Genomic DNA, 23,895 nt, shown 5'->3' on the forward strand with positions numbered 1-23,895 from the left:
TAAACGGCTTGTATTAACTATTTTAGCAAATCAATTTACAATTTCCAAAGTAGCATCTGCACTTCTGCCAAACTCTTCCGGTAGATATTGCAGATGCACTTCTGCGCCAGGCCAAATAAATGTTCCAGGAGTGACAGAACGCACTAAATAATGTAAATTATAAACTCCCGTTTCCAAATGATCACTATAGGCAATAATCCGATCTTTGTAAATTGTTTTATATCCCAATTGCCAACTATCAGACTTTGCTTCTAATGCTAAATTAGCAGTTTGAAAACTATTATCTACAGCTTCTAAACCGGCAGGTAAAGGATCTTTAATCACTACATGATCTACAGGATGATCGGTAATAATTTCTAATCCTATATCAAATACTTCTCCTGGTTTTAATATTAATGGCTGATCAAAAGTGTACATTCCTATTTTTTGTAAAGGTTTTTGTTCATTAACTTTACTAATTTCTCGCGTTACTCTTAAACCATTAAATCTTCCCGGTTGGTTTCCTGATAAACGATAATTGTAAGCCACCACATAATGGACATTAGCTTTACCAGATTTTTCGACAACTAAATCATTGTTACCATGAGGTAATTTATCAATGGGTATATTGAGGTTAAATTGCGGATTTTTATAACCTTGAAAATGGTTTTCTCCTAATTTACGATTTGCTAATTTTACCGATGTAAAAAAGTTAGGAGGAGTGGCTTCTAATTGACTATATTTAACTAAAGCTGTTAAAGCCTGGGCATTATCATAACTTGTTACCCATGTACCATTGCGACGTAAATTTAACAAACTTTGGAATAATTTATCAATAGTTTCTGGGTTGGTTTTTTGGTCAATAAATAACCCTATTGCTTGGGCTTGAATGGTAGTATTAGAGTTTAACCAACTCCAATTTTTTGGCAGGTTAATAACTGCTGTTCTTCCTGTTTGATAAATGTCCTTTTGTAATTGGACTGTGATAATTTGCGCTTCATCTTGCCATTCAGGGAATTGATATAAATATCTAGCTAATTTGATTTGTGTAACTAGATCAAGTTCATCTTTAACTTGATAAATATCTTTGAGGAAACTATTACGTTTATCTCCTAATTCTGCTAAAGCAATTAAAGCATTAAGTCGTAATTGTAATTTACAAATTTTCTGTTTACAAAAATCATATTGTCCAGGGTTAGCGAGAACATTTTGTAAGTAGGTTCTTAGCTGTTTTAAACTATCATCATCTACTAAATTAGGGAATATTTGATTAGCAGTAGCTAAAGACTCTGCTGCATAAGCAGAAACCCAAGGATCAGATTTTACTTGTTTAGGAAATGCAGCAAAACCTCCATCTAGTATTTGTAAGGGTTTTAATTTATTAATTGCTTGTTTGGCTTGTTTTTCAGGATGCAATTCTGTGAATATTTGATCATATTTTTGATTGAGATTTGCTAAATTAGCTGCAATTAATAATTGACTAGCTGCTGGTTCTGCAAAAGGTAAATCTTCATCTTTGAAAACTTGTTTTGCAGAAGTTTTAATTTCTGGAATTAAGGTACTAGCTAATTGAATTTCTAAACCTCCAGTATTTGGAGAGGTATTTTTATCAATGTTTACAGGAATTTTTACTGCTTTCTCACTAACTCCAGTTTCTACCACTTTTTCAGTAACTTCTAAAGGTTTAACTTCTAAAGGTACAGAAAACCCATCAGTATTATTATTTAATTCTGTGGTAAATGTAAGTTGACTTTCGCCTATTTTATTGGCAACAATGGGAAAACGATAGGCTTGAGTTTGGGACTCAGTTTGTGTTTTTAAAGTTGTAGTTTGCGATGGTTTTTCGGCAAATTTTAATGCACCAGTAAGTTTACCATTAATGTTTACAGTACCAGTGTTTCCTGTGGTATTAGTCACAGATAAACCTGCATAAATGCGATCGCCTAATCTAGTAAATTGTGGTACAATGGCATTAGTAATTAAAGGTTTAGTAGTAATAAAAGTGGTATCAACATTATTACCAAATCGTAAATTACCATCAGTAGCTACCACCATCACGCGCCAAGTAGTTAAATCATCAGGTAAAGTAAAGTTGACTTTAGCCTGGCCATTTTCATCACTAATTACCACACCATTATAATAAGCCAAAGGCTGAAAATCTTCTCGAATGCGAGTATTAGCTAAAGCACTGGATAAACCACCACTATAACCCCAACCTTTGGGCAATTTAGCGGTTAATTGTGCTAATCTTACATCAGGACGATTATCACTAAACCTAGTAGAAATTGGTTGTTCTGCATATACAGTATCTACCAAATTAGGAAGACGATAACCACTAAGTTGTAAAATAGCTTCATTTACAACCATCACAGTAAATTGTCCTTGAACTGGTTTATTTTCTGCATCTTTTAATTCCAAGTTTAAAGTTTGTTCTTTGCCAGGTTCTAAACTCTTTAAACTAGGGTTAATTGCTACCTTTAAATATTTATTTTCCAGATTAACTTTAAAAGGTACAAAACCAATTCTAGCGAGATTTTCTAAACTTTCTAAACCTTTGGTTTCTAACTCATTGATGGGTTTACCTTGTCGCACTAATACCGCTTGTACCGCGGCATTTGGTAACATTTCTGGAGTAACAGTAAATTTAATTTGGGGCGCACCTCCAGAGACTTTAACTACTTTTTGATAAAGAGGTTTATCTTGAATTACTGCAAAATATAATTCTCCTTCTGTATAGGGAGATTGAATTAAAGCAGTAGCAGTTTCTCCAACTTTAAATTCCTTTTTATCTAACTTAACTGATAACTTATCTTTTTCATTTACTCCCCAAAATACTTGATTTTCTCCTGTTACCCAAATTTGTAAATCTGTAGCAGTAATTTCTTGAACACTATCACTAAAATTAGCCCGAATACGATATGAACCGGATACAGTAGGGGTTAATTTCACTGTTTGGGGAATATTGCTAGAGGTAATTTCTGTTTTGCTAACTGTTTGATATTCCACTTGATTTTTAGGTGTTTTACTACCTTCAATTACTTGAGTCACAGTGGTATATTTCATCTGTTGTAATTCAATATTGATCCTTTGATTTGCTAAAGGGTTACCATTAACATCAGTGACAATAATTTCTATGGGAAATTCTTTACCAGCATCAACTACAAAATTACTTTTTAAACCAATAAATTTATTACTGGGTAAAGCAGTAAAACCTTGATTATTGGCTACAGATAAATTAGAAACATCACTCACTTGCACATCTACCCGATAACTCATAGGATAGGGTAAATCTTTATCTACAGCAAAGTTTTGACTACTTTTACCATTACCATCTAATTGAGAAGTAGTTTGTAAAACATCTGTATTAATATTGGGACTTTCTTCTGGCCAAAACCACTGTCTACCAAAACTAAATTCTTGCCAATTTTGAGGAATAAAATCACTTTTTTGACGAGTAATAAAATATTTAGCTTTTCCTCCTTCTACTCCAGGTCCAAATAAATAGTTACTAGCCACATTAGCAGTTATTTGATCACCAACAAAAGCAAACTTTTTATTTAATTGTAAGTCAACTTTAAAATTAGGTGGTTTAAATTCCGCTACTCGAAATTCTCCTGATATTTCTTGTTTATTATCACCTTTAGCGGTAATAGTATAATATCCTAAAGGTTGATTTTTAGGAATGAGATAATCTAAGGAAAATGTACTATATTCATTAGTAGTTTGTGTACCTAAATCTGTAGTTTTACCATTAGGATCAACTAAAGATATTTGATAAGTTGTATTTTTATCTTGTTGAATTTTTCCTGCTGATAAATAATTAGTAAAACCAGTAAATGCAACTTTTTCTCCTGGTTGATATAGCTTTCTATCGGAAAAAATTACTCCTCGTGATGCAGGTTTATCACTTTCCCAACCGGCATCTATACCATAATCATACGCACCACTATATTCTTGTGTTCTTGTAAATGCCCAATCTTGATTTTCTTGGGCAATGACTAATAATTTAGGTAAGCGATAATCGTCATATTCAGACTTAGTATAACATTGATTTAATTGATTACTTTCAATTTGTAAAATTCCCTGATCATTAGTTTTTCCAGTGGCACAAGGTAGGGGTTGAAAACGAGATTTTTGATCTTGATATAATTTCGATTGATAGATGGTAATATTTGCCCCTTTCACTGCTGTACCATCACTTAAATGATGCACGCGAATTAATCCTAATTTGGGAAACCATTGGGCAAATACGCCTAAATTTGTTAATTGTACCATGCCATAAGTTGTGGGTTCATGCCAAATTTGTTTACCATCATCTAAATATTTATGAGTACGTGCTTGTATTCCATAAGCTAACATTCCTTGATTATTTTTGAGTTTTTCTTTAAGAGAAATAGCAATATTTACTGGTTTGTTTTTCTGAGATTTAATTAAGAAATTTGTCCATTTTTCGGGTTTAGGTAATAATTCATCAGCACTATTACTATAAATTAAATCACTAGGTTTAATAATTCTATAAGCAGCTTTATATTTAGATTCTGGTAAATTAATTGCTTCAATATTTAATTGTAAATTTTGATTGCTAGGAAAGATGTTAAAATCGGCGGGAACTGCAATATTTCCAGCAACATCACTGGTATGATATTTAATCGTAATTGGACTACCTAAAGTTTGTCCAAATTGATCTTTAATATTTCTGTCAATGGTAATCTGATAATTTTGATTAGGTTCTAAAGCATAAGGATTAATTCTCACTATTCTATCTTGATCATAAATTTGTAAAAGGTTTTCAGAATCAATATTTTTAGGTTGGGGACTAATTTTAATATGATCTTTAATAGAATCTGTTACTAAGATATTATTAAATTGTAAACTAGGACTACCTTTAACAAATCTACCATAAGTTCCTGATGCGTCAGGTTCTCCATAGGGTTTAATTCCCTCAAATTTTAAAGGTGCATAAGTTGATAATTTACTCACAAATTCTTGACTACTGGCTAAATTTCCATGTACAGGAAGAATACCAGGGGAAAATATTAAACGGTAATTTGTGGCTTTTCTTAAAGTTTTTTGAGGAGTAATATTATAAATCCATTCTTTGGTAGCAGGATCAAATGTTTGTAAAGGATCTTCATTTGCTACTACTTCTGATTTATCTAATTTTACCTGAAAATTAACAACTTGTTTTTTATTATCAGCAATTAACCATAAATGTTTTTTTACAGATTCTATATCTAATTCTGTATTAGCTGTAAATTGTAATTTTGGTTCTAATTCTATTGGCGCAATTTCTGAGTTTTCAACAGGGTTTACTCCTGGTAAATTAGTAATTTTAATTGGTTGCGTATTAAATGTCCAAGCTATATCTTGGTTTAAACGATTGTTTTTTAAATCTGCTAAACCTGCCTTTAAAGTAACTTGAATTCTGGTAGCTTGGGGTATAGCTTGATCTGCTTGAAATCCTACCATACGTGGTGTTAAAAAGCGAAATTTTCCCGGTAATGGTGGCCAAATAGCAAATTTATTTAATAAAAGTTCTTGTTGAGGAGTGTCTAATTTTTCAATGGGAATTAATGCTTCTTTAAATATAATCCTAATTTGACTTAAAGTATTTGCTTCTCCTAAAGGACTAATTTGTTCTACCCAACTGGGTAATTTTGGTGGTGTTAATGATGCTACTATGGGTAATTTTTCTTTACCTGATTTTATATTAACTGAATTACAACCATTGAGACCGATTATTACTAAAATTATTAATAGCAATTTCAGGGTTTTTATTATTTTTAGGAGTTTTGTTTTCATGATATTAATTATTGATTAATTATTGATTAATTATTGAGACTTTATGGATATCCCCAACTTTTTCCATAAGTCAGGGATATTAATGCTAATAATTAAACATTATCAAAATTATCAGGATCAAAATTAGGCTTTTGCATTTGTTTTTGTAAAGCCTTAACTTCTTTCAGAGGTAATTCTGTAAGCTGACAAATTTGTTCTAAATTCATGCCCATTTTCAACAACTTAAAGGTTAATTTTCTGGTTAACTCAGCTTTACCTTCGGCTTTACCTTCGGCTTTACCTTCGGCTTTACCTTGAAGAATACCTTCTTGAAGAATTTCTTGATAAATCACAGATTCTCTCATAATTTCACTCCTAAAAACCTTCCTAATTATATTTTGTTCTAACACTAATCCTGCTAATATGGAACTGGCGGCAGCTATATCTCTTTGCAGTGTAATTTCTTCCATTTCTTCGACAATTTTCCCGACTTGGTTTAATACCATAACGGGATCTGATGTTTTACTTAATACTGCAAAAGGTAATAAACCCGGAAGTTTCATGAATAGTTCTGTGGCTTGTTCCCAAAGTCTAATCACTTCATATTGATGATAGGTGTTTTCTAATTTGAAACTATTTTCATAGACTAATTTGGACTCAGTTTTCCTCAAGTATATCACTACTTGACGCATTTTCTTTTCGGGAAATAAACGATGTCCCCTGAGTCTATAGTCTGTCATTCTAAAGGGTATTTCATTTTCTGGATCTGTTTGAAATTCTGAATGTAGAATTAACTCCGGTGACTGTAATAAAATTAGTGAATCTGCCCTAATGGGTTGATTTGATAGTTCTGTGGGGCTAAGTTCTGTTAGTTCTATGGGTGAACCTAGTAACCATGTTGCTAGAAATTTACATACATTATCATACATGGCAATTTTTCTAGTAGATGCTACTTCAACAATTTTACAGCACATTCCATCTACATGAGGTACACTATGAACACAGCAAGATGCCTGTGTTATAAGGGTTTTATCATTAACATCTGTACCTGATAATAACGGAAACTGCTGTATTATATCATGTTTTATGAGCTTTATGGTTTTACTATACAATTCTTAATTTATGGTTTAATTTTATGAATTTATTGATAACTGTATTTGTGAATTTATTGGCAAAGTGTAAATGCTTTTGGATTCAGGGAAAATACACACATCTTAAAGCTATTTTATTGGGTTTATCGCTGCTTTTTATGGTGCGTTTACTACCTTATTTTGCCCCTATTCGCTATCAAGATATTAAACAAAATCAGTTAGCTATTTCTTTTAGCGATCGCTATAATTTACCATTAGGAACTGTCTTAACTCGTGATCAGGAACATACTTCTGTTATTAACTTAAATCAAGTTTCTCCAAATTTTATTAATGCAATTTTAGCGGCTGAAGATGCTAGTTTCTATAATCATGGGGCATTAGATTTAAAAGCCATAATTCGCGCTATTAATGATGCTATTTATCGTCGTAAAATAGTTTCTGGTGCTTCCACTATTACCATGCAATTAGCGCGAATGTTATATCAATATCCTCGCAATTTATCAGGGAAAATTCAGGAGATTTGGACTGCTTGGCGTTTAGCAGCAGGAATGAATAAAAACGATATTTTAGCAGCTTATATTAATCGTCTGCCCATGGGAGGAAACATTTACGGTATAGAAGCAGCAGCAAGAATTTACTTTGCTACTTCTGCTAGTGAATTAAATGTTGCCCAAGCCTCTTTATTAGCAGCTATTCCTAATAATCCTACCTACTTTAACCCTTATCAATACTGGCAAAGAGTCAAATCCAGACAACAATATATTTTAACAAGAATGGCGCAGGAAAAATACATTAACCCGTCAGAAATTTCCGATATTTTAGCAGAAAAACTAGTGTTGCAATCTCGAATACAGGGAATTATTACTGCACCACATTTTCTATTTTGGTTATCAGAAAATTATCAAAACTATCAAAAGTCAGATGATAATTTATCAATTATTAAAACTACTATTGATCATTCTTTGCAGGAATTTGTGGAAGCACAGGTAAAACAAGTTTTAGCATCTCTCAAAAGTAATAATGTTCATGATGCAGCAGTGGTAGTAATTGACAACTACTCTAGGGAGGTTTTAAGTTATGTCGGTTCACCTGATTATTTTAATGAGAGTCAATTAGGACGCAATGATGGTGTACAATCTTTACGTCAACCTGGTTCTACTTTGAAACCATTTGTCTATGAATTAGGATTAGAAACTGGTGTAATTCGTTCTAATTCTATTTTGGCAGATGTCCCAACTCATTACGCCATTCCTGGGGCAAAATTATATAGTCCAACGGATTATACTAACACTTTTTTAGGTCCTGTGAGAGTTAGGTTAGCTTTAGCTAATTCTTTGAATGTACCTGCTGTAAAAGTGTTAGAAAAAATCGGTGTTTCCTCTTTCTTAAATCGGTTACATGATTTAGGTTTTACTAGTCTTAAAAAAAGTGCAGATTATTATGGTTTAGGCTTAACTTTAGGTAGTGGGGAAGTCAGTTTATGGGAATTAGTTAATGCTTATGTAACTATGGCTAATCTGGGCAAATTTCAGCCTTTAATTACTATGTTAAATAATGGTGATCATAGTTCACAAAAAGTAATTTCTCAACCGATGTATTGGCAATTAATTATTAATATGTTAAGCGATCGCTATGCTCGTGGGGACGCTTTTGGTATAGACTCAGTATTAAATTTGCCCTTTCCTGTCGCTGTCAAAACTGGTACTTCTTCCAACTACCGAGATACTTGGACAGTGGGCTTTAGTACAGATTATACCGTTGCCACTTGGGTAGGTAACTTTAATGGTGAACCTATGCGTCAAATTTCAGGAGTGACGGGGGCAGCACCCTTATGGAACAGGATTATGTTGCATTTACATGAAGATCAACCCCCTGGCAATTTTCCTCCACCACAAGGGATGGTACAATTACCGATTTGTGCCACAACCGGATTAAAACCCACACCTAGCTGTACTTCAGTAGTTAGAGAATACTTATCAGTAGAAGATCCCATATTTTCCGAAAATAATTCTCAAAACAATTCTGAAAAATATACTGATCTTCAGATATTATCAGTGGATAATCAAAAGTTAGTAAAACAGCCATCATCCAACTTAATAACTGATAATTTCAGGATTATTTCTCCGAGTAATGGAGATTTATTTCTGTTATATCCGGGTGCAACGAAACAGCAACAATTAGAATTTAAAGTTGAATTTAAAGGTAGTGCATCCCTAAATCAGTCTATAGAATGGTGGCTAAATGATCAAAAATTATCAACAGGAACAAATAATGCAATTTTCTGGCAATTAAAACCAGGGAAATGGCGACTAGAAGCTAGAAATGGTCAGATGCGCCATCACATAAATTTTCAAGTAGAGTTGGCTAATATTCAACCTAAAAGACAAGGTTTTTCTGTAGCGCATCCCACCAATTAGCAGAAAGTCATAGATTGATTAACTTTGAATAAAAAACAATAAAAAAATCAATCTTTTTCTGGAAAATCCTAAAATCGTGTTGATAATATAAGTGGGGTAATAATTTAATGTTGTTGAATATTGATAGCTTCTCAAGGAGTGAAAATCGCCATGAATAACATAGAACCTAGCAACCAGCACAAAAAATCTGCCAAAAAGAAACAATCTTTTCCTGGTACAGATATTGGCAGTCCAAGAGTTCCCCTTCGCAAAAACAAAATAAAAAAACCACAAAGTGAATGTCTTAGTGACTGGGAACACGCTAGTTAAGCTATTGCAGTTAAGTTACTGATAGTGTAGACTGGTGACAACCATAAATATCAAAGAGAAACGGTTTCATGTATGACTATAATTTTTGTTGATGATGGGAATTGAAGCTTAATCCGATGTTTTCCTTGTAAATTACTAACAAAATTCCACTAAAATTAGCTCTTACTCATAGCAATAGACAAGAGAACTAATTGTTGTATTTTCATCTGGTATTTTCCAATACAGCAAAGTTTGATGAATTTTGTTTTTGATCATTACCTCATGGGCATCGCTTAATCTTCATCCACAATGCGATAATTTGCCTATGTATGGCAGTATTTACTTATCATTGATATAGAAAGATCCCCGATTTATTACAAAATCGGGGATCTTATTATGTCAAGCTGTTACGCAGATAAATCCGATAATCCTAATATTCTTATAGCTGAACTTCCCCTTAATAAAAATAACAAAACTCCTGAATTAAGGTAGTTTAAGCGATTTTTAACTACCTATTATTGGGTACATTTTCCTGCCTGCTGCCTGCCTGTTGCCAGACAGGGTAGGCATGGATAGAGAGGGCTTGTAGTCAGTGGTTGAGGCGATTACCCGGCTGATAATTATATCCTAATCAAGACTTAATTAATGTTAAGAGATCGTTACAATTATATGGTAACAAAAAATCAGGATTCTGATGCTCAAAAAGTTTACTACACAAGATTTTTTAGCATTTTTATTACAAATGAATGGGGGGAAGTTCAGTTATAATGGAACATAACATTACAAATCAACTTTCATTAACTTATTTAAACTTCTGATAAATTTTAGATATTTTTTCTTTAACCTAAATATGAAATGATTCATCTCAGGTGTAAATCTCCTGATTTATCAACGTTTTAGGTTTATTGAGCAAACTTTAATTACAGCGACCTGTAGATAAAGTTACCCTATGGACAATTTTATTTATGACAACTTTAGTTAATTTATCTGTCAGTTCTAATGCTGGCACAGAAGCAGGGACAACAATTATTACTGTCACAGCTACAGCCACCAGTGCTGTTTCCGGTAATCAAACAGTAAATTTAGGAGTATCAGGAACTGGAATTACAGCCAGTGATTATTACCTCAGCAAAAACACAATTACTATTGCCAATGGGCAAACTTCCGGTTCTGTCTCCTTTATTGTAGCTGATGATGCCATAGTTGAAGGAACAGAAACCGCAACTTTAACAATTAGTACACCATCTGCGGGCATTTCTTTAGGGGCGACAACTTCCCAAAATATTACTATTACTAACAACGACTCCAGTTTTTTAACCAAAGTCGGTGGCATTGCCAGTGCTAATGGGGCGGAAATATCGGCTTTTGACCCGGTTAGCAAACGGCTATTCGTCGTTGCTGGTAATACCGTTGACATTTACACCGTCAGCAGTACAGGTTCTCTAACTGTGACTGGTACTTTAACCCCCACAATCACACCTACTGCGGGTACAACATTAATTCCCAACAGTGTGGCAGTGAAAAATGGTGTGGTTGCTGTGGCTTATGCTGTGCAGAATACTACAACTTCAGCCCAACTAACTGGTAAAGTAGCCTTCTTTAATGCCGGTAATGGTAGCTTTATCAATGAGGTAGATGTGGGTGCATTGCCAGATATGCTTACCTTTACGCCTGATGGCACCAAGGTATTAGTGGCCAATGAGGGAGAACCCAACAGCTACGGTCAAACTAATTCGGTTGATCCAGAAGGTTCTGTGAGCATTATTAATATTGCTGGTGGTGTTGCCAGTGCTACAGTACAAACTGCTACTTTCACCAGTTTTAATAGTCAGATTGCATCCTTAAAAGCATCGGGTGTGAGAATTATCGGACCTGGTGCGACAGTTGCCCAGGATTTAGAACCAGAATTTATTGCTGTAGCGCCCGATGGGTTAACAGCGCAGATTACATTGCAAGAAAATAATGCGATCGCTATTCTGGATATTGCTACCGCTACCATTACCCAAATTATCCCTCTGGGTGCGAAGGATTACAGTCTACCTGGGAATGGCATAGATCCTAATGATCAAGATGGTGGGATTAATATTCGCAATGTGCCAGTTTTTGGATTATATCAACCAGATGCGATCGCTAGTTTCAACGTTAATGGACAAACCTACTACATCACCGCTAACGAAGGTGATTCCCGCAACTACCCAGGATTTAACGAAGAAATTCGAGTTAGTAGTCCCAGCTATGTTTTGGATTCAATAGCTTTCCCCAATGCATCAACCCTCAAACAAAGCAGTAATTTGGGACGTTTGCAAGTAACCAATGCTACAGGTAATACAGACGCAGATGCAGAATTTGAGCGCATTGAGGTATTTGGGGCGCGTTCCTTCTCTATTTGGAATAGCAACGGCACTCAAGTATTTGATAGTGGTGATCAACTAGAACAAATCACCGCAGCAAAAACCCCGACCTTATTTAACTCTGAGGGTACAATCACCACCTTCGATACCCGCAGCGACAACAAGGGACCAGAACCGGAAGGTGTGGTAGTGGGAGTTATCAACGGTCGTACCTATGCCTTTATTGGTTTAGAACGCACAGGGGATGTTGTTGTCTATGATGTCAGCAATCCTAACCAGCCAACATTTGTGCAGTATATTAATACACCTGAAGATGTTGCCGTGGAAGGACTAACATTTATATCGGCCGCAGATAGTCCCACAGGTAAACCTCTGTTAGTCACTGCTAACGAAGTTAGTAAAACTGTTGCAGTATTTGAAGTCAATGTACCGGTATTTAACTTTAGTACCGCCAACTACAGCGTTACAGAAGGCAACACCACTGGTTTTAATACCTATGCCACAGTCAGAATCACTCGTACTGGCAGTATCAGTGGTACAGACACAGTACAACTACAATTGACTGATGGTACAGCCAAGGGTAGCGCTGCTGCTCCCACTGTAGATACAAGCCAAGGAATCAGCAGTTCTGCCACTTCTTATATTATCCCCACCACACCGGGATCGGGTGTTAGTGTGAAATCCATCCTCACTGTTGGAGATTCAGTCAACAACAAACCCGACGGCACACCTTATAAAATGGTCGGCATTCCTGATGGTTTGGGAGCATTCGATAACGGTGATGGTACTTTCACTTTATTAATGAACCATGAAATTAGCAGTACACTTGGAATTACCCGCGCTCATGGTGGTAAAGGTGCTTTCGTTTCCAAATGGGTAATCAACAAATCGGATTTATCAGTAGTCAGTGGCAGTGACCTAATTCAGACGGTATATGTATGGAATGGTACTAGCTTCACTCAAAGCACCACTACAGCATTTAGTCGTTTCTGCTCTGGGGATCTAGCTCCGGTGTCCGCCTTCTACAACAGTGCCACAGGACTGGGTAGTACAGTACGTATCTATTTGAATGGCGAAGAAGGTAGCCCTGAAAGTCGTGCTTTTGCTCATATTGCTACTGGCGCCAATGCTGGTACAACTTATGAATTGCCCTATCTAGGTAAGTTCAGTTTTGAAAATGCCGTGGCCAGCCCCACAGTTAGTAATAAGACAGTAGTGGCCGGACTAGATGACTCTACAGGTGGTCAAGTTTACTTCTACATTGGCAATAAAACCAATACGGGAACAGAAATTGATAAGGCAGGATTAAACAACGGCAAACTGTATGGCGTTGCTGTTACTGGATTAACAAGTGAAACCAACACAACCAACTTAGCGCCGGGAAGCAGATTTACATTGGCGGATTTGGGTAATGTGCAAAATACAACAGGGGCAACCCTGCAAACCCAGAGTGTAGCTGCTGGTGTGACAGCTTTCCTACGTCCTGAAGATGGCGCATGGGACCCATCCAACCCCAGAGATTTCTACTTTGTTACCACTAATTCATTTAGTGGACCCAGCCGCTTGTGGAGACTGCGCTTCGATGATCCAACTAACCCAGAATTAGGCGGTACTATTGAAGCAGTTCTGGATGGAACTGAAGGACAGAAGATGTTTGATAACATGACCATAGACAAATATGGTAACATTCTGCTTCAGGAAGATGTAGGGAACAATGCCCATATTGGCAAAATTTGGCAGTATAACATTGCCACTGACACCTTAAAATTGGTGGCGCAACATGACCCAACTCGATTCCTTTCTGGTGGTGATAATTTCCTGACTCAAGATGAGGAATCATCTGGGATTATTGATGCTCAAGATATCCTTGGACCTGGTTGGTTCTTGCTCGATACCCAAGCCCACTACAGTATTACAGGGGAATTGGTAGAAGGTGGTCAGTTGCTGGCGTTCTTTAACCCAGACACCTATAAAGCTTATCAAGCGGACTACATCAATACACCAATTACTGTTACCTTCGCTCCTGGTGAAACCTACAAGGATGTACAAATTCCTATCGCTGGGGATACCAATGTAGAAAGTGATGAAACTATTAACCTTACCTTAACTAATCCTAGTGCTGGTAGTTTAGTAGGAACACAGCAACCCAATGCTGTACTGACAATTGTTAATGATGAACTACCACCCACACTAATTACCCTTAGTGCATCGAATGTGGATGAGAATGTTGGTACTGGTAGTTTAATTGGTACTTTTAGTACCACAGACCCCAATGTAGGTGATACATTTACCTATAACTTCGTTTCTGGTACAAATGATAATTCAGCTTTCAGCATTAACGGCAATCAATTACTGATTAATGTTTCCCCAGATTTTGAAACCAAGTCAATATATAACATCAGTGTTCGCACCACTGACAATACTGGACTTAGTTTGAATCAGGCATTCACTATTAATGTGAAGGATGTCAAGGAAGCACCCACTAACTTGATATTAAGTTCCACCAATATCTACGAAAACGTTGCCGCTAATACAGTCGTAGGAACATTCACCAGCAGTGACCCAGATATAGCTAATACCTTTACCTACAGTTTAGTTAGTGGTACGGGTAGTGCTGATAATTCTGCTTTCACAATTAGTGGAAATCAACTATTAGTTGGTGCTTCCCCTAACTTTAGCACTAAATCAAGTAATAGCATTCGCGTTCGCACTACTGACAACACCGGATTGAGCTTTGACAAAGTATTGGCAATTAATGTTAATCCCACCTCCTCCCTGTCAGGCGTGGTATATATTGATGCTAACAATAATGGAATAGTAGATACAGGCGAAATTGGCCTTGCAGGTATTAATATTACCCTCGCGGGCACAGCTAACAATGGCAGTAATGTGAACCAAACTGTTACAACTAACTCCAACGGTAGCTATCAATTTAGCAACCTGTTTTCAGGAAATTATACCATTACCCAAACTCAGCCCACAGGATACAACAACGGACTTACAACAGTTAACGGCTTTGTTAGCCCTGTAGCTAACCAATTTAGTAACATTGTGCTTAGTGCCGGATCAACGGGAGCAGGTTCTTATAACTTTGGGGAACAACTAATATCAGCACCGACACCAACAGTCAACAGTATTACCACCCAAAAAGCATCAAGTAGTGGATCTTCTCTTGTTGGTACACCTGGAGTTGATAAATTGTTAGGTGGGGTTGGCAATGACACGCTAGGAGGTTTAGCTGGACGAGATTTACTGACAGGTGGTGCTGGATCTGATACTTTCTTCTATAACTCGTTTACTGAGTCGCTGTTTACTAATGTTTCATCTAATAACCAGTTAGATAACATTACTGACTTCAATCAGTCCGAAGGCGATCGCATTGTCTTTACTGATAATTTTATACCCTCTGACCTATTCAATGCGGGAAAAATTAACGCGGCAAATTTACAAACTGCATTGGTTTCTGTATATGGTGATATATATCCATCTGTTTCTGGAAATCAAGCATTGGGACTCAACGAAGCCGTATTTTTCACCTTTGGACAGCGCACATATCTGTCCGTAAATGATGGAACGGCAGGATTTTCCAATAGTAGTGACTTGGTTATTGATGTCACCAACATCAAATACAAGACTGGCGATAACATCATAGGATCACTTGGGGTTAGTAATTACTTTAGCCTTCTTTAAGCAGGCTAATAAACCCAGTAACCAAGACGAACTCAGGGCAATGGAAAAAGTGTACATTGCTATTGCCCTATTTCTTTCTCAAACCAAGACTTTGCCCACAATTATTTACCAGTTTTATCAATTCTTATGCTGAGAATTTCTAACATCTTGTTTGCTACGCTGCTTACTGCGCTTAGTTATGGCGCGATCGCTAAACCAGTTAATGCAATCTCTTTTTCTAGTACAACTGGTACACTTAATGATTCTCCCGATGGCACACCAATAAAAACAGACTTTACGTTTATAGTTTCAGGTGTGACAAATGCTCCAAGCTATAACTATAGTCTTAACATCAATTTATCCCATGCCGATCTTCAAGAATTGGAAGGTTATTTGATTAACAATGCAAGCGGTAGAACTATTAATCTATTTAGTACGTTGTCAGGTGCTAATCTAATCAACACTACATTTACTGATGGACAACCATTGCTTTCAAGTAGTTCAAAACTCTCCTATACAGGTAGTTTTGCACCAGAAAACAATTCTTTTAATGAATTTCCTAGTGTTACAGCTACTAACTTTAGTGATTTTAATAGTGATATACAAAATACCACTTGGACATTGCGAATTTATGATAGTGCTAACGGCAATGTGGGAACTTTAAACTCAGCGACTTTGAATATTACACCTGTACCTTTTGAGTCTGATGCTAGTGCAATTGTTGTGAGTGCTGGTACTCTTTTTGCATTGTATCAATGGCGTAAAAAAAGAACTCTTGTTAACAGTAAAAAATAGTCAGTCACAAATTGTAGGGTAGGCATTTTGTCTACCCTCACTATACTTCTATCAGATGAAATTAATGTTATAGCACTACGCGCAATTAAGAATCTAGAATTTAGAATACAGAATTAAGCTATGATTCAGTTTCCATCTTTCCAACTGTCCTAACTTTACCCCATAGTGCTATAAGATCAATTATTTTCTGTTTAATTCAGATTGTTTTTAATCTGTATCAGTAATAGAATATAATTTAGTGATGATCAGGAATTTATTGAGGATCGCTGAATATCGTTTATCTTATAGCTCTTTAATTCCTGATTCACAATTGATTTCTAAACATAAAGCCAGTTGATAAATATAGCGCCGAGATAACCCAGTATCTTTAGCTATTTCTCGACTTGCTTGGGAACGAGAAATACCTTGTTTAATCATTGCTAATAGTTCATTTTTTAACTCATTTTCTGATAGTTGATTTTCTTCAAGGATACTGCCAGCAATAATTAGAGTATATTCTCCTTGAGGTTCTCTTTTTTGGTATTCAGCGATCGCTTCCGTAATTGTTCCGCGCCAAAATTCCTCATATAATTTAGTTAACTCCCTAGCTATGACTATAGAGCGATCGCCCCCAAAAATATCACCTAAATCTGCTAAAGTTTCTCGCAAACGATGGGGAGACTCATAAAACACTAAAGTCCGCGTTTCTGTTAACAATGACTGTAAATAGTCTCGTCTTTGTTGACTTTTTGCAGGTAAAAAACCATCAAAAATAAACTTATTTGTAGGTAGGCCAGAAGCACTTAAAGCTGTAATTGCTGCCGTAGCACTAGGAATAGGAACAACAGAAATACCATGATCCACACAAGCCTTAATTAACTCATATCCAGGATCAGAAATACCTGGCATTCCCGCATCACTCACTAAAGCGATCGCTTTTCCATAACGTAAAGAATCTAAAATTTCAGGAATACGACTTTGACGATTATGTTCATGATAACTCATTTGTGGAGTAGTAATTTGAAAATGTTGTAATAACTTTCCTGTATGTCTAGTATCTTCGGCCGCAATTAAATCTACAGCTTGTAAAATACGTACAGCACGAAAAGTCATATCTTCTAAATTGCCAATGGGCGTGCCCACAATATATAATGTACCTGGTTTGGGATCTGGTTGCATAATAATATAAAACCGAACAAAATAAGATTTTTACAAGAGATATTTAGTATTATATATTCTCCCAAGACTGATGATTTAATAAAATGTCTATATCCTCATCCTCTGAAAAAGGACAAACATTAGGGAAATTAACATCATATTCATTAATCAAATTATCAACTGCATCTGCATAACATTCAGTTAATATTTCTAAAAAATAATTGCGTAAACTAGGAGAATCTTTTAAAAGTTTTTTCAAATCTTTTTGAGTACGTTTAATAGTATTTTCCCATCCTCGGTAACAATCAACTAAAGGAACATAGCGACGTTTTAATATATGTTCAAATAAAGTTACTAAACGACTTTCTAACTCCCGTCTTTCTCTTCTTACCAAAAATTCCACCTCCTCAATCAAATTTTCCCAATCAACCTCATGAAAATTTCTTTTTTTCAACTGAGTTACTGTATCTATAACCCAAAGCGCAAAATCTTGATTATAGAGACTTTTTGCTGGTGTTTTTGTCATTTCTTGACCTCCCCAATTTACTACTTTCAGATCCCCGACTTCTTGAAGAAGTTGGGGATCTTGTGATTAATTATTGATTAATTATTAATAAACTTCTCAAAAACTGCCCCAAAATCCTTACGTACATAAGTTTCATGGGCATTCTTTAACCAATTAAAAGCATACTGATTAATTGACTTAAATTGCTCATCAGAAGTAGATGTATTAGTACAACGACCCACAGTATCAGAAGCAGTATTTAAACTAGTTTGGGCATATTGATAAAATACAGCATTCTCTTTTTGAATATAAGCAATCTTCAACAACGTCTTATACAAATCTTTCAACTGTTCTATATAACTTTTAGCCACATCAATAGAATAGGAATGTTCACCCATTGTTAACTTTATTTCAATATCCATATCTATTGTCCCAGCCGTTTCTAATTTCACATCTTTAATGATATGATGAGCATAATTAAACCGTTTGAGTAAGCGTTTTTTACTAACTGCGGAAGTTCCATCTAAATGAATTAACGCTAAATTTGTAAAACAATACTCATCGGTTTTGGACTTAATCAGAAAATAGATTTTCTCCCCTTCCTCGTGCATGACATAATCATCACTATCCACCTTATTATAATCCACAGGTTTGATCACAGCACCAATATCACTCAAACCTAGTGCATCCATCGCTAAATTTTTAAACATGATTTTTTGCTCTCCATTAAAGTGAATTAGAAATTACCAATGAAAAAAACAGCCCTATTTATCGGTTTAATTACCCTCGATTTTATTTATCTTGCTCCCTCATTCCCCCAAAATAATCAAAAACTAGTAGCTACTGATTATACTGTAACATCAGGTGGACCTGCTACCAACGCTTCTGTTACATTTAGTTACTTGGGTAATAATGCCCAAATTGTAGGTATTTTAGGATCACATCCCATTACAGCATTAATTAAGGAAGATTTAAGAAACTACCAAGTGAAAATTATTGATCTTGATCCTAATATCCAAACATCCCCACCAGTATCTTCAATTATTGTTACAGAAAATACAGGAGAAAGGGCGGTTATTTCTATTAACGCAGTCAAAACTCTAGCCAAGATAGAAAATATTCCTGATGATATTTTAACAGATATTGATATTATCTTAATTGACGGACATCAAATAGCCATTAGTGAAATCATTGCTCAAAAAGCGCGAGAAAGCAAAATACCTATTGTCATGGATGGAGGTAGTTGGAAATCAGGATTGGAGAAAATATTACCCTTTGTAGATTATGCCATAATTTCGGCTAATTTTTATCCGCCTAATTGTAGAAATCAAGAAGATATTTTAGAATATTTACAAAGTTTTCATATTCCTCATATTGCTATTACCCAAGGAGAAAAACCGATTAAATATATTAGTCATGGTAATCAAGGTTTAATTAAAATTCATCCTATTCAACCTAGAGATACATTAGGAGCAGGTGATATTTTTCATGGTGCTTTTTGCCATTATATTTTAGATAATGATATTTTAGATCATAATCTACAAAATAATTTTATCATGGCATTAACAGCAGCTGCGGAAATTGCCGCAAAAGCCTGTAAATTCTTTGGTACTCGCTCTTGGATGATTGACAATTGACAATTGATAATTGATAATTGAATTAATACTAAGTTTTCACAAAATACAACCCAACATAAAACTATGCCAACTATGCCAAATTTACAGCCAGATTTAGCAAAAATTCTCACAATTACTAAGGAAATAGGTCATAATGCAGCTAAATTACTCCGTTCTTATTATCAGGGTACAGTAGATAATAATAATTTGGATAACTTGCAAATCCAATATCAAGAAAATGAACCTGTGACATTAGCAGATATAGCTGTAAGTGAATATATAATTTCCCAGTTACAAGCTGCTTTTGGTAATAAAGATTTTGGTTATATTAGTGAAGAAACCTACAAACAAAATCCTCATAAAAATCCCCATGAATGGGTATGGATCATCGATCCTTTAGATGGTACAAGGGATTTTATTAATAAAACTGGAGAATATGCTATTCATATTGCTTTAGTAAAAGGTACAAGTCCAGTATTAGCTGTTGTGGCTATTCCTGAAGCGGAAAAACTATATTTTGCTACTAAAAATGGTGGTACATTTGTGGAAAATAAGGCAGGTATTTTACCATTAAAAATTAAATCTCAAGCTACTTTAGAAGATTTAACTTTAGTAGTTAGTCGTTCCCATCGTAATGCTAAATTAGAATATTTACTAGAAAATTTACCCTGTAAAAAACAGTTAGCTATTGGTAGTGTTGGTTGTAAAATATCTGCTATCATTGAAAGTCTAGCTGATGTTTATATTTCCATATCTGGTAAGTCTGCTCCTAAAGATTGGGATATGGCTGCACCTGAATTAATTTTTACGGAGGCTGGAGGAAGTTTTACGTATATTAACGGAGAATATTTGCGCTACAATACTGGTGAAATTAATCAATGGGAAACTATTATTGCTAGTAGTTATCAAGATCATCACCACCTATGTCAACTAGCAAGAAATATACTTTTTTGACGCTTCACCGACGGACGCTACCTAAGTAGTCTTACTCTGTCTCTGCGCCTGTTTAGAGTCGTGGCAATGCCCTATCCCGACTTTATTTATATTTTTTGCAGCATTTTCATCTCGGTCCTGTTCAGTTCCACAATTCAAATTACAGCACATTCCGTCTACATGAGGTACACCATAGGCAGGCAAGATGCCTGTGTTACAAGGGTTTTATCATTAACATCTGTACCTCATCATAACGGAAACTGCTGTAGCTGAAAAACCATAGCCCCACTGCGAATGATAGTGCAGTGTAGCTTTAGCATACCGCAGCTAGGCTAAATCTGTAGTATATGTCGCTTAAATTTACACAATTTTTTTCATGCTTTACCCCTACTGACTGCTAACACAAAATTTTCTGGCTAAACATAACAGATTATGAGTTTATCTTGTGAGCTAGTGCTATACTAATAACAATAAGGATTATTTTCGGTTGAGTAAGTCGTTTTAAGCTTTCTTTTTAAATGAGTCTCTCCGAATCTAACTCTCCACTCTAATCTGGTTTGGAAGACCATTAATATATTTATGTCCATTTACATCGGTAATCTATCTTATCAAGTTACTAGCGATGATCTGAAAAATGCTTTTTCTGAGTATGGTAAAGTTAGTCGCGTCCAATTGCCTACAGATCGAGAAACAGGTCGCCCTAGAGGTTTTGCATTCGTGGAAATGAGTTCAGATGCAGAAGAAACAGCAGCTATTGAAGCACTTGATGGTGCTGAATGGATGGGAAGAGATTTAAAAGTGAATAAGGCTAAACCTAAAGAAGATAAAGGATCTCGCGGTGGTAGCTGGGGAGGTAACGGTGGACGTGGTGGCCGCTATTAAGTCTGAATTTCAGGAAATCAACATTTAACTTTTAGCTAACTTTTAGCTAACTTTTAGCTTTTTAACGATCGCATTTATAGCAGTAACAAATAGCTAACCCTTGTTTCTGCTATGATGGCTAAATGATTAGATGTTCTAAGCAGGTTTTATCTAGTTTACATTGTCTATGATAGGCAATTGTTCATCCAGAATAAGGAGAAATAAGAATGACGCAAGTAGTTTTGGGTGAAAACGAAGGCATTGAGTCAGCATTAAGAAGATTTAAGCGGGAAGTTTCTAAAGCTGGAATTTTTCAAGATATGCGGAAAAATCGCCATTTTGAAACACCTTTAGAGAAGGAAAAGCGAAAAGCAGTAGCTAGACATAAACAACGTCGTCAACAACATTCTCGCTTCAAGCGGTAAGTAGTAGTCAGCTATCAGCTATCAGCAGTCAGTAGTTGTTTGATTTATGTACCTGCCATGTAATGTATATTTTTTGACTGATATTGGGAAATCCTCTGGGGTTTCCTTTTAATTTATTGATAATTATCTATAATTTAGTTGATTTTTTTTACGAAAATATATTGATTTTTGTTAACATTAGCTTTGTCTATAAAATTGTCAGATGAGGACACTAGTACCGCAGATCGAAATTCATGCATTTAAAAGTCATGCATTGAAAACGAAGAAAGCATAGGCTTTTGGAGGTTTTAGAATGGTTGGTTTATGTACGCCCTCTTGTCCTAGATCATAAATCGTTAGGACTTACCCAATATGGGACTAAAAACCTTATTCTTGCTTAGTTCTAATTCATGAGTTACCTCTGTTTTGTCTAATTCGTGATCATTGAGGATTGCGATGTGTTAAATTTATGTAACAACGGGTTGACATAATCGTAATGTTATGATAAACATTATCTTATACTAAACTCAGAGTTAGTTTTTGAACTAAATCACACTTTAGGAAGGTTTGGAATTAATCAAAGTAATCCTTTTAAATGGGAACTTAGGGGGGGAAAAGTTTATAGTTATAGCTAGAAACGCAAGTTACTAGCAGGGATTGAAAAAATTTGCAGGTAAATATGGCAAAAATGGGTATGATTGTTGACATTTGTTGGCGATCGCTAAAGTATTAAATAAATGTAAATGACCAGTATTTGAGATGAGGAGGTTTTTATTTTTCATAGCTTGATTCATAAACCCCAACAATAACAACACCAATTTATAATTTAGTGTAACAAAATACAAGATAAACACAAAAGCATTCTCCAACCTCGCAGGAATTGGTTTACTGAGGGCTATTCAAATCAAAAAGGCAAATGGAAAAACAAAAAATTAATATGATCAATCAGCAAACAAAGACTAAAAGTCAAACTGACGATACAAATAGCAATGGGACAGACCAGAATTATTCATCGTTAGTAAAAAAAGACTGCGATAGTATAACAAGTGAAAAATTATATAGTTCACCACTTAAATTAACTGTAATTACAGAGTTTTTTCCACCAGATTATGCAGCTACAGGACAGCTAATAGAAGAATTAGTACAACATTTAGAAAAAGAAGGAGTGGTTATTAACATATTCACAGGGCAACCAGGATATGCATTTACTACCACTCAAGCTGCTGCGTTAGAAGAAATAGGTGATATTCGTATTCAAAGGTCAAGAAGCACACAAGTATGGACAGGGAGAATTAGAGGGAAAGCATTTAGTGGTGTTTTATTTACTATAAGATCCTTTCTGCATATCATCAAAAACTTTCGCAGTAGTGGAGTGTTTTTATTGACATCTGCTCCACCATTTTTGCCCATAGTAGGTTATTTAGCTAGTTTGGTATTAAGATTTCCCTATGTATGCTTGATCTATGATTTATATCCAGATATAGCGATCGCTCTAGGAGTAATAGAGAAAAACCACTGGTTAGCAAAATTTTGGCGACAATTAAATCGGCAAGTTTGGCAAAAAGCAAAAAGAGTGATAGTATTGAGTCCGTCTATGAAAGAACAGGTATTACTCACTTGTCCAGAAATAGCAGATAAAATATCTGTAATTCACAGTTGGGGGGATCCACAGATGATCAAACCAATGAGTAAAGAAGATAACTGGTTTGCTAGAAAATATAATCTAGTAGAAAAATTCGTAGTTCTTTACTCTGGTAACATGGGTAGATGTCATGATATAGATACAATTTTAGAAACCGCAAAACAATTACAAAATAATCAAGAAATTCAGTTTGTTTGTATTGGAGGAGGTCAAAAAAGAGAGAAATTGATTGAAGATGTCCATAGGCTAGGGCTAAAAAACTTTTTGTTTCTACCCTATCAAGACAAAAAGATAATACCTAGGACTTACGCATTGACAAAAAACATTATCTATGTATTCTAGATCATGCGATCGCTATTAAGATTAGCAAAAATATGCTCACGTACAACTAAAGTAAACAGATTCCTCTGTACTTCATACCAGTTG

The 23,895-nt window shown here is 35.3% G+C and carries 13 protein-coding genes and 1 pseudogene; 9 read left to right on the forward strand and 5 right to left on the reverse strand.

What is annotated here, in order from left to right:
* Positions 1 to 30: 30 nt before the first annotated feature.
* Both H6F32_RS16815 and H6F32_RS16820 read right to left on the reverse strand, forming a co-directional pair.
* Positions 31 to 5,781, reverse strand: a complete 5,751-nt coding sequence (locus tag H6F32_RS16815; protein WP_190370454.1) for an alpha-2-macroglobulin — start codon at positions 5,779 to 5,781, stop codon at positions 31 to 33.
* A gap of 92 nt (positions 5,782 to 5,873) precedes the next feature.
* Positions 5,874 to 6,689 carry an Rpn family recombination-promoting nuclease/putative transposase gene (locus H6F32_RS16820; protein ID WP_190370467.1) on the reverse strand — a complete coding sequence of 272 codons (816 nt, stop codon included), beginning with the start codon at positions 6,687 to 6,689 and terminating at the stop codon, positions 5,874 to 5,876.
* A 320-nt stretch (positions 6,690 to 7,009) separates the two neighbouring features.
* Here H6F32_RS16820 and pbpC point away from each other — a divergent pair, with 320 nt between their 5' ends.
* The 4 genes from pbpC to H6F32_RS16840 all read left to right on the forward strand — a co-directional run bounded on the left by pbpC (position 7,010) and on the right by H6F32_RS16840 (position 16,371).
* Positions 7,010 to 9,268 carry a penicillin-binding protein 1C gene (gene pbpC / locus H6F32_RS16825; RefSeq protein WP_395939629.1) on the forward strand — a complete coding sequence of 753 codons (2,259 nt, stop codon included), beginning with the start codon at positions 7,010 to 7,012 and terminating at the stop codon, positions 9,266 to 9,268.
* 150 nt (positions 9,269 to 9,418) lie between these two features.
* Positions 9,419 to 9,577, forward strand: coding sequence for a hypothetical protein (locus H6F32_RS16830; RefSeq protein ID WP_190370456.1), 159 nt, complete (start codon positions 9,419 to 9,421; stop codon positions 9,575 to 9,577).
* 944 nt (positions 9,578 to 10,521) lie between these two features.
* Positions 10,522 to 15,597 carry a choice-of-anchor I family protein gene (locus tag H6F32_RS16835; RefSeq protein WP_190370457.1) on the forward strand — a complete coding sequence of 1,692 codons (5,076 nt, stop codon included), beginning with the start codon at positions 10,522 to 10,524 and terminating at the stop codon, positions 15,595 to 15,597.
* Positions 15,598 to 15,723: 126 nt separating this feature from the next.
* Complete coding sequence (locus tag H6F32_RS16840; RefSeq protein ID WP_190370458.1) at positions 15,724 to 16,371, forward strand: hypothetical protein; 648 nt, start codon at positions 15,724 to 15,726, stop codon at positions 16,369 to 16,371.
* 282 nt (positions 16,372 to 16,653) lie between these two features.
* On the opposite strand, the gene rsmI is transcribed toward H6F32_RS16840, so the two are convergent.
* The 3 genes from rsmI to H6F32_RS16855 form a co-directional block, all read right to left on the reverse strand.
* Positions 16,654 to 17,529 carry a 16S rRNA (cytidine(1402)-2'-O)-methyltransferase gene (rsmI, locus tag H6F32_RS16845; RefSeq protein WP_190370459.1) on the reverse strand — a complete coding sequence of 292 codons (876 nt, stop codon included), beginning with the start codon at positions 17,527 to 17,529 and terminating at the stop codon, positions 16,654 to 16,656.
* Positions 17,530 to 17,578: 49 nt separating this feature from the next.
* Complete coding sequence (locus H6F32_RS16850) at positions 17,579 to 18,034, reverse strand: DUF29 domain-containing protein (protein WP_190370460.1); 456 nt, start codon at positions 18,032 to 18,034, stop codon at positions 17,579 to 17,581.
* A 77-nt stretch (positions 18,035 to 18,111) separates the two neighbouring features.
* A complete protein-coding gene (locus H6F32_RS16855; RefSeq protein WP_190370461.1) occupies positions 18,112 to 18,723 on the reverse strand; it encodes a PH domain-containing protein in 612 nt (203 codons plus the stop codon).
* 39 nt (positions 18,724 to 18,762) lie between these two features.
* Between H6F32_RS16855 and H6F32_RS16860 the strand changes: the two genes are divergently transcribed.
* The 5 genes and pseudogenes from H6F32_RS16860 to H6F32_RS16880 all read left to right on the forward strand — a co-directional run.
* Complete coding sequence (locus H6F32_RS16860) at positions 18,763 to 19,650, forward strand: PfkB family carbohydrate kinase (protein WP_190370462.1); 888 nt, start codon at positions 18,763 to 18,765, stop codon at positions 19,648 to 19,650.
* A gap of 63 nt (positions 19,651 to 19,713) precedes the next feature.
* Positions 19,714 to 20,583, forward strand: a complete 870-nt coding sequence (locus tag H6F32_RS16865) for a 3'(2'),5'-bisphosphate nucleotidase CysQ (RefSeq protein ID WP_242031161.1) — start codon at positions 19,714 to 19,716, stop codon at positions 20,581 to 20,583.
* A gap of 558 nt (positions 20,584 to 21,141) precedes the next feature.
* Complete coding sequence (locus H6F32_RS16870; protein WP_190370463.1) at positions 21,142 to 21,444, forward strand: RNA-binding protein; 303 nt, start codon at positions 21,142 to 21,144, stop codon at positions 21,442 to 21,444.
* 206 nt (positions 21,445 to 21,650) lie between these two features.
* Positions 21,651 to 21,848 carry a 30S ribosomal protein S21 gene (rpsU, locus tag H6F32_RS16875; RefSeq protein ID WP_190370464.1) on the forward strand — a complete coding sequence of 66 codons (198 nt, stop codon included), beginning with the start codon at positions 21,651 to 21,653 and terminating at the stop codon, positions 21,846 to 21,848.
* A 916-nt stretch (positions 21,849 to 22,764) separates the two neighbouring features.
* Positions 22,765 to 23,787 (forward strand): annotated as a pseudogene (locus tag H6F32_RS16880) (glycosyltransferase family 4 protein); the annotation flags it as partial.
* Between the last annotated feature and the right edge of the window lie 108 nt (positions 23,788 to 23,895).

This window comes from Anabaena sp. FACHB-1237, assembly GCF_014696225.1.
GTDB lineage: Bacteria > Cyanobacteriota > Cyanobacteriia > Cyanobacteriales > Nostocaceae > FACHB-1237.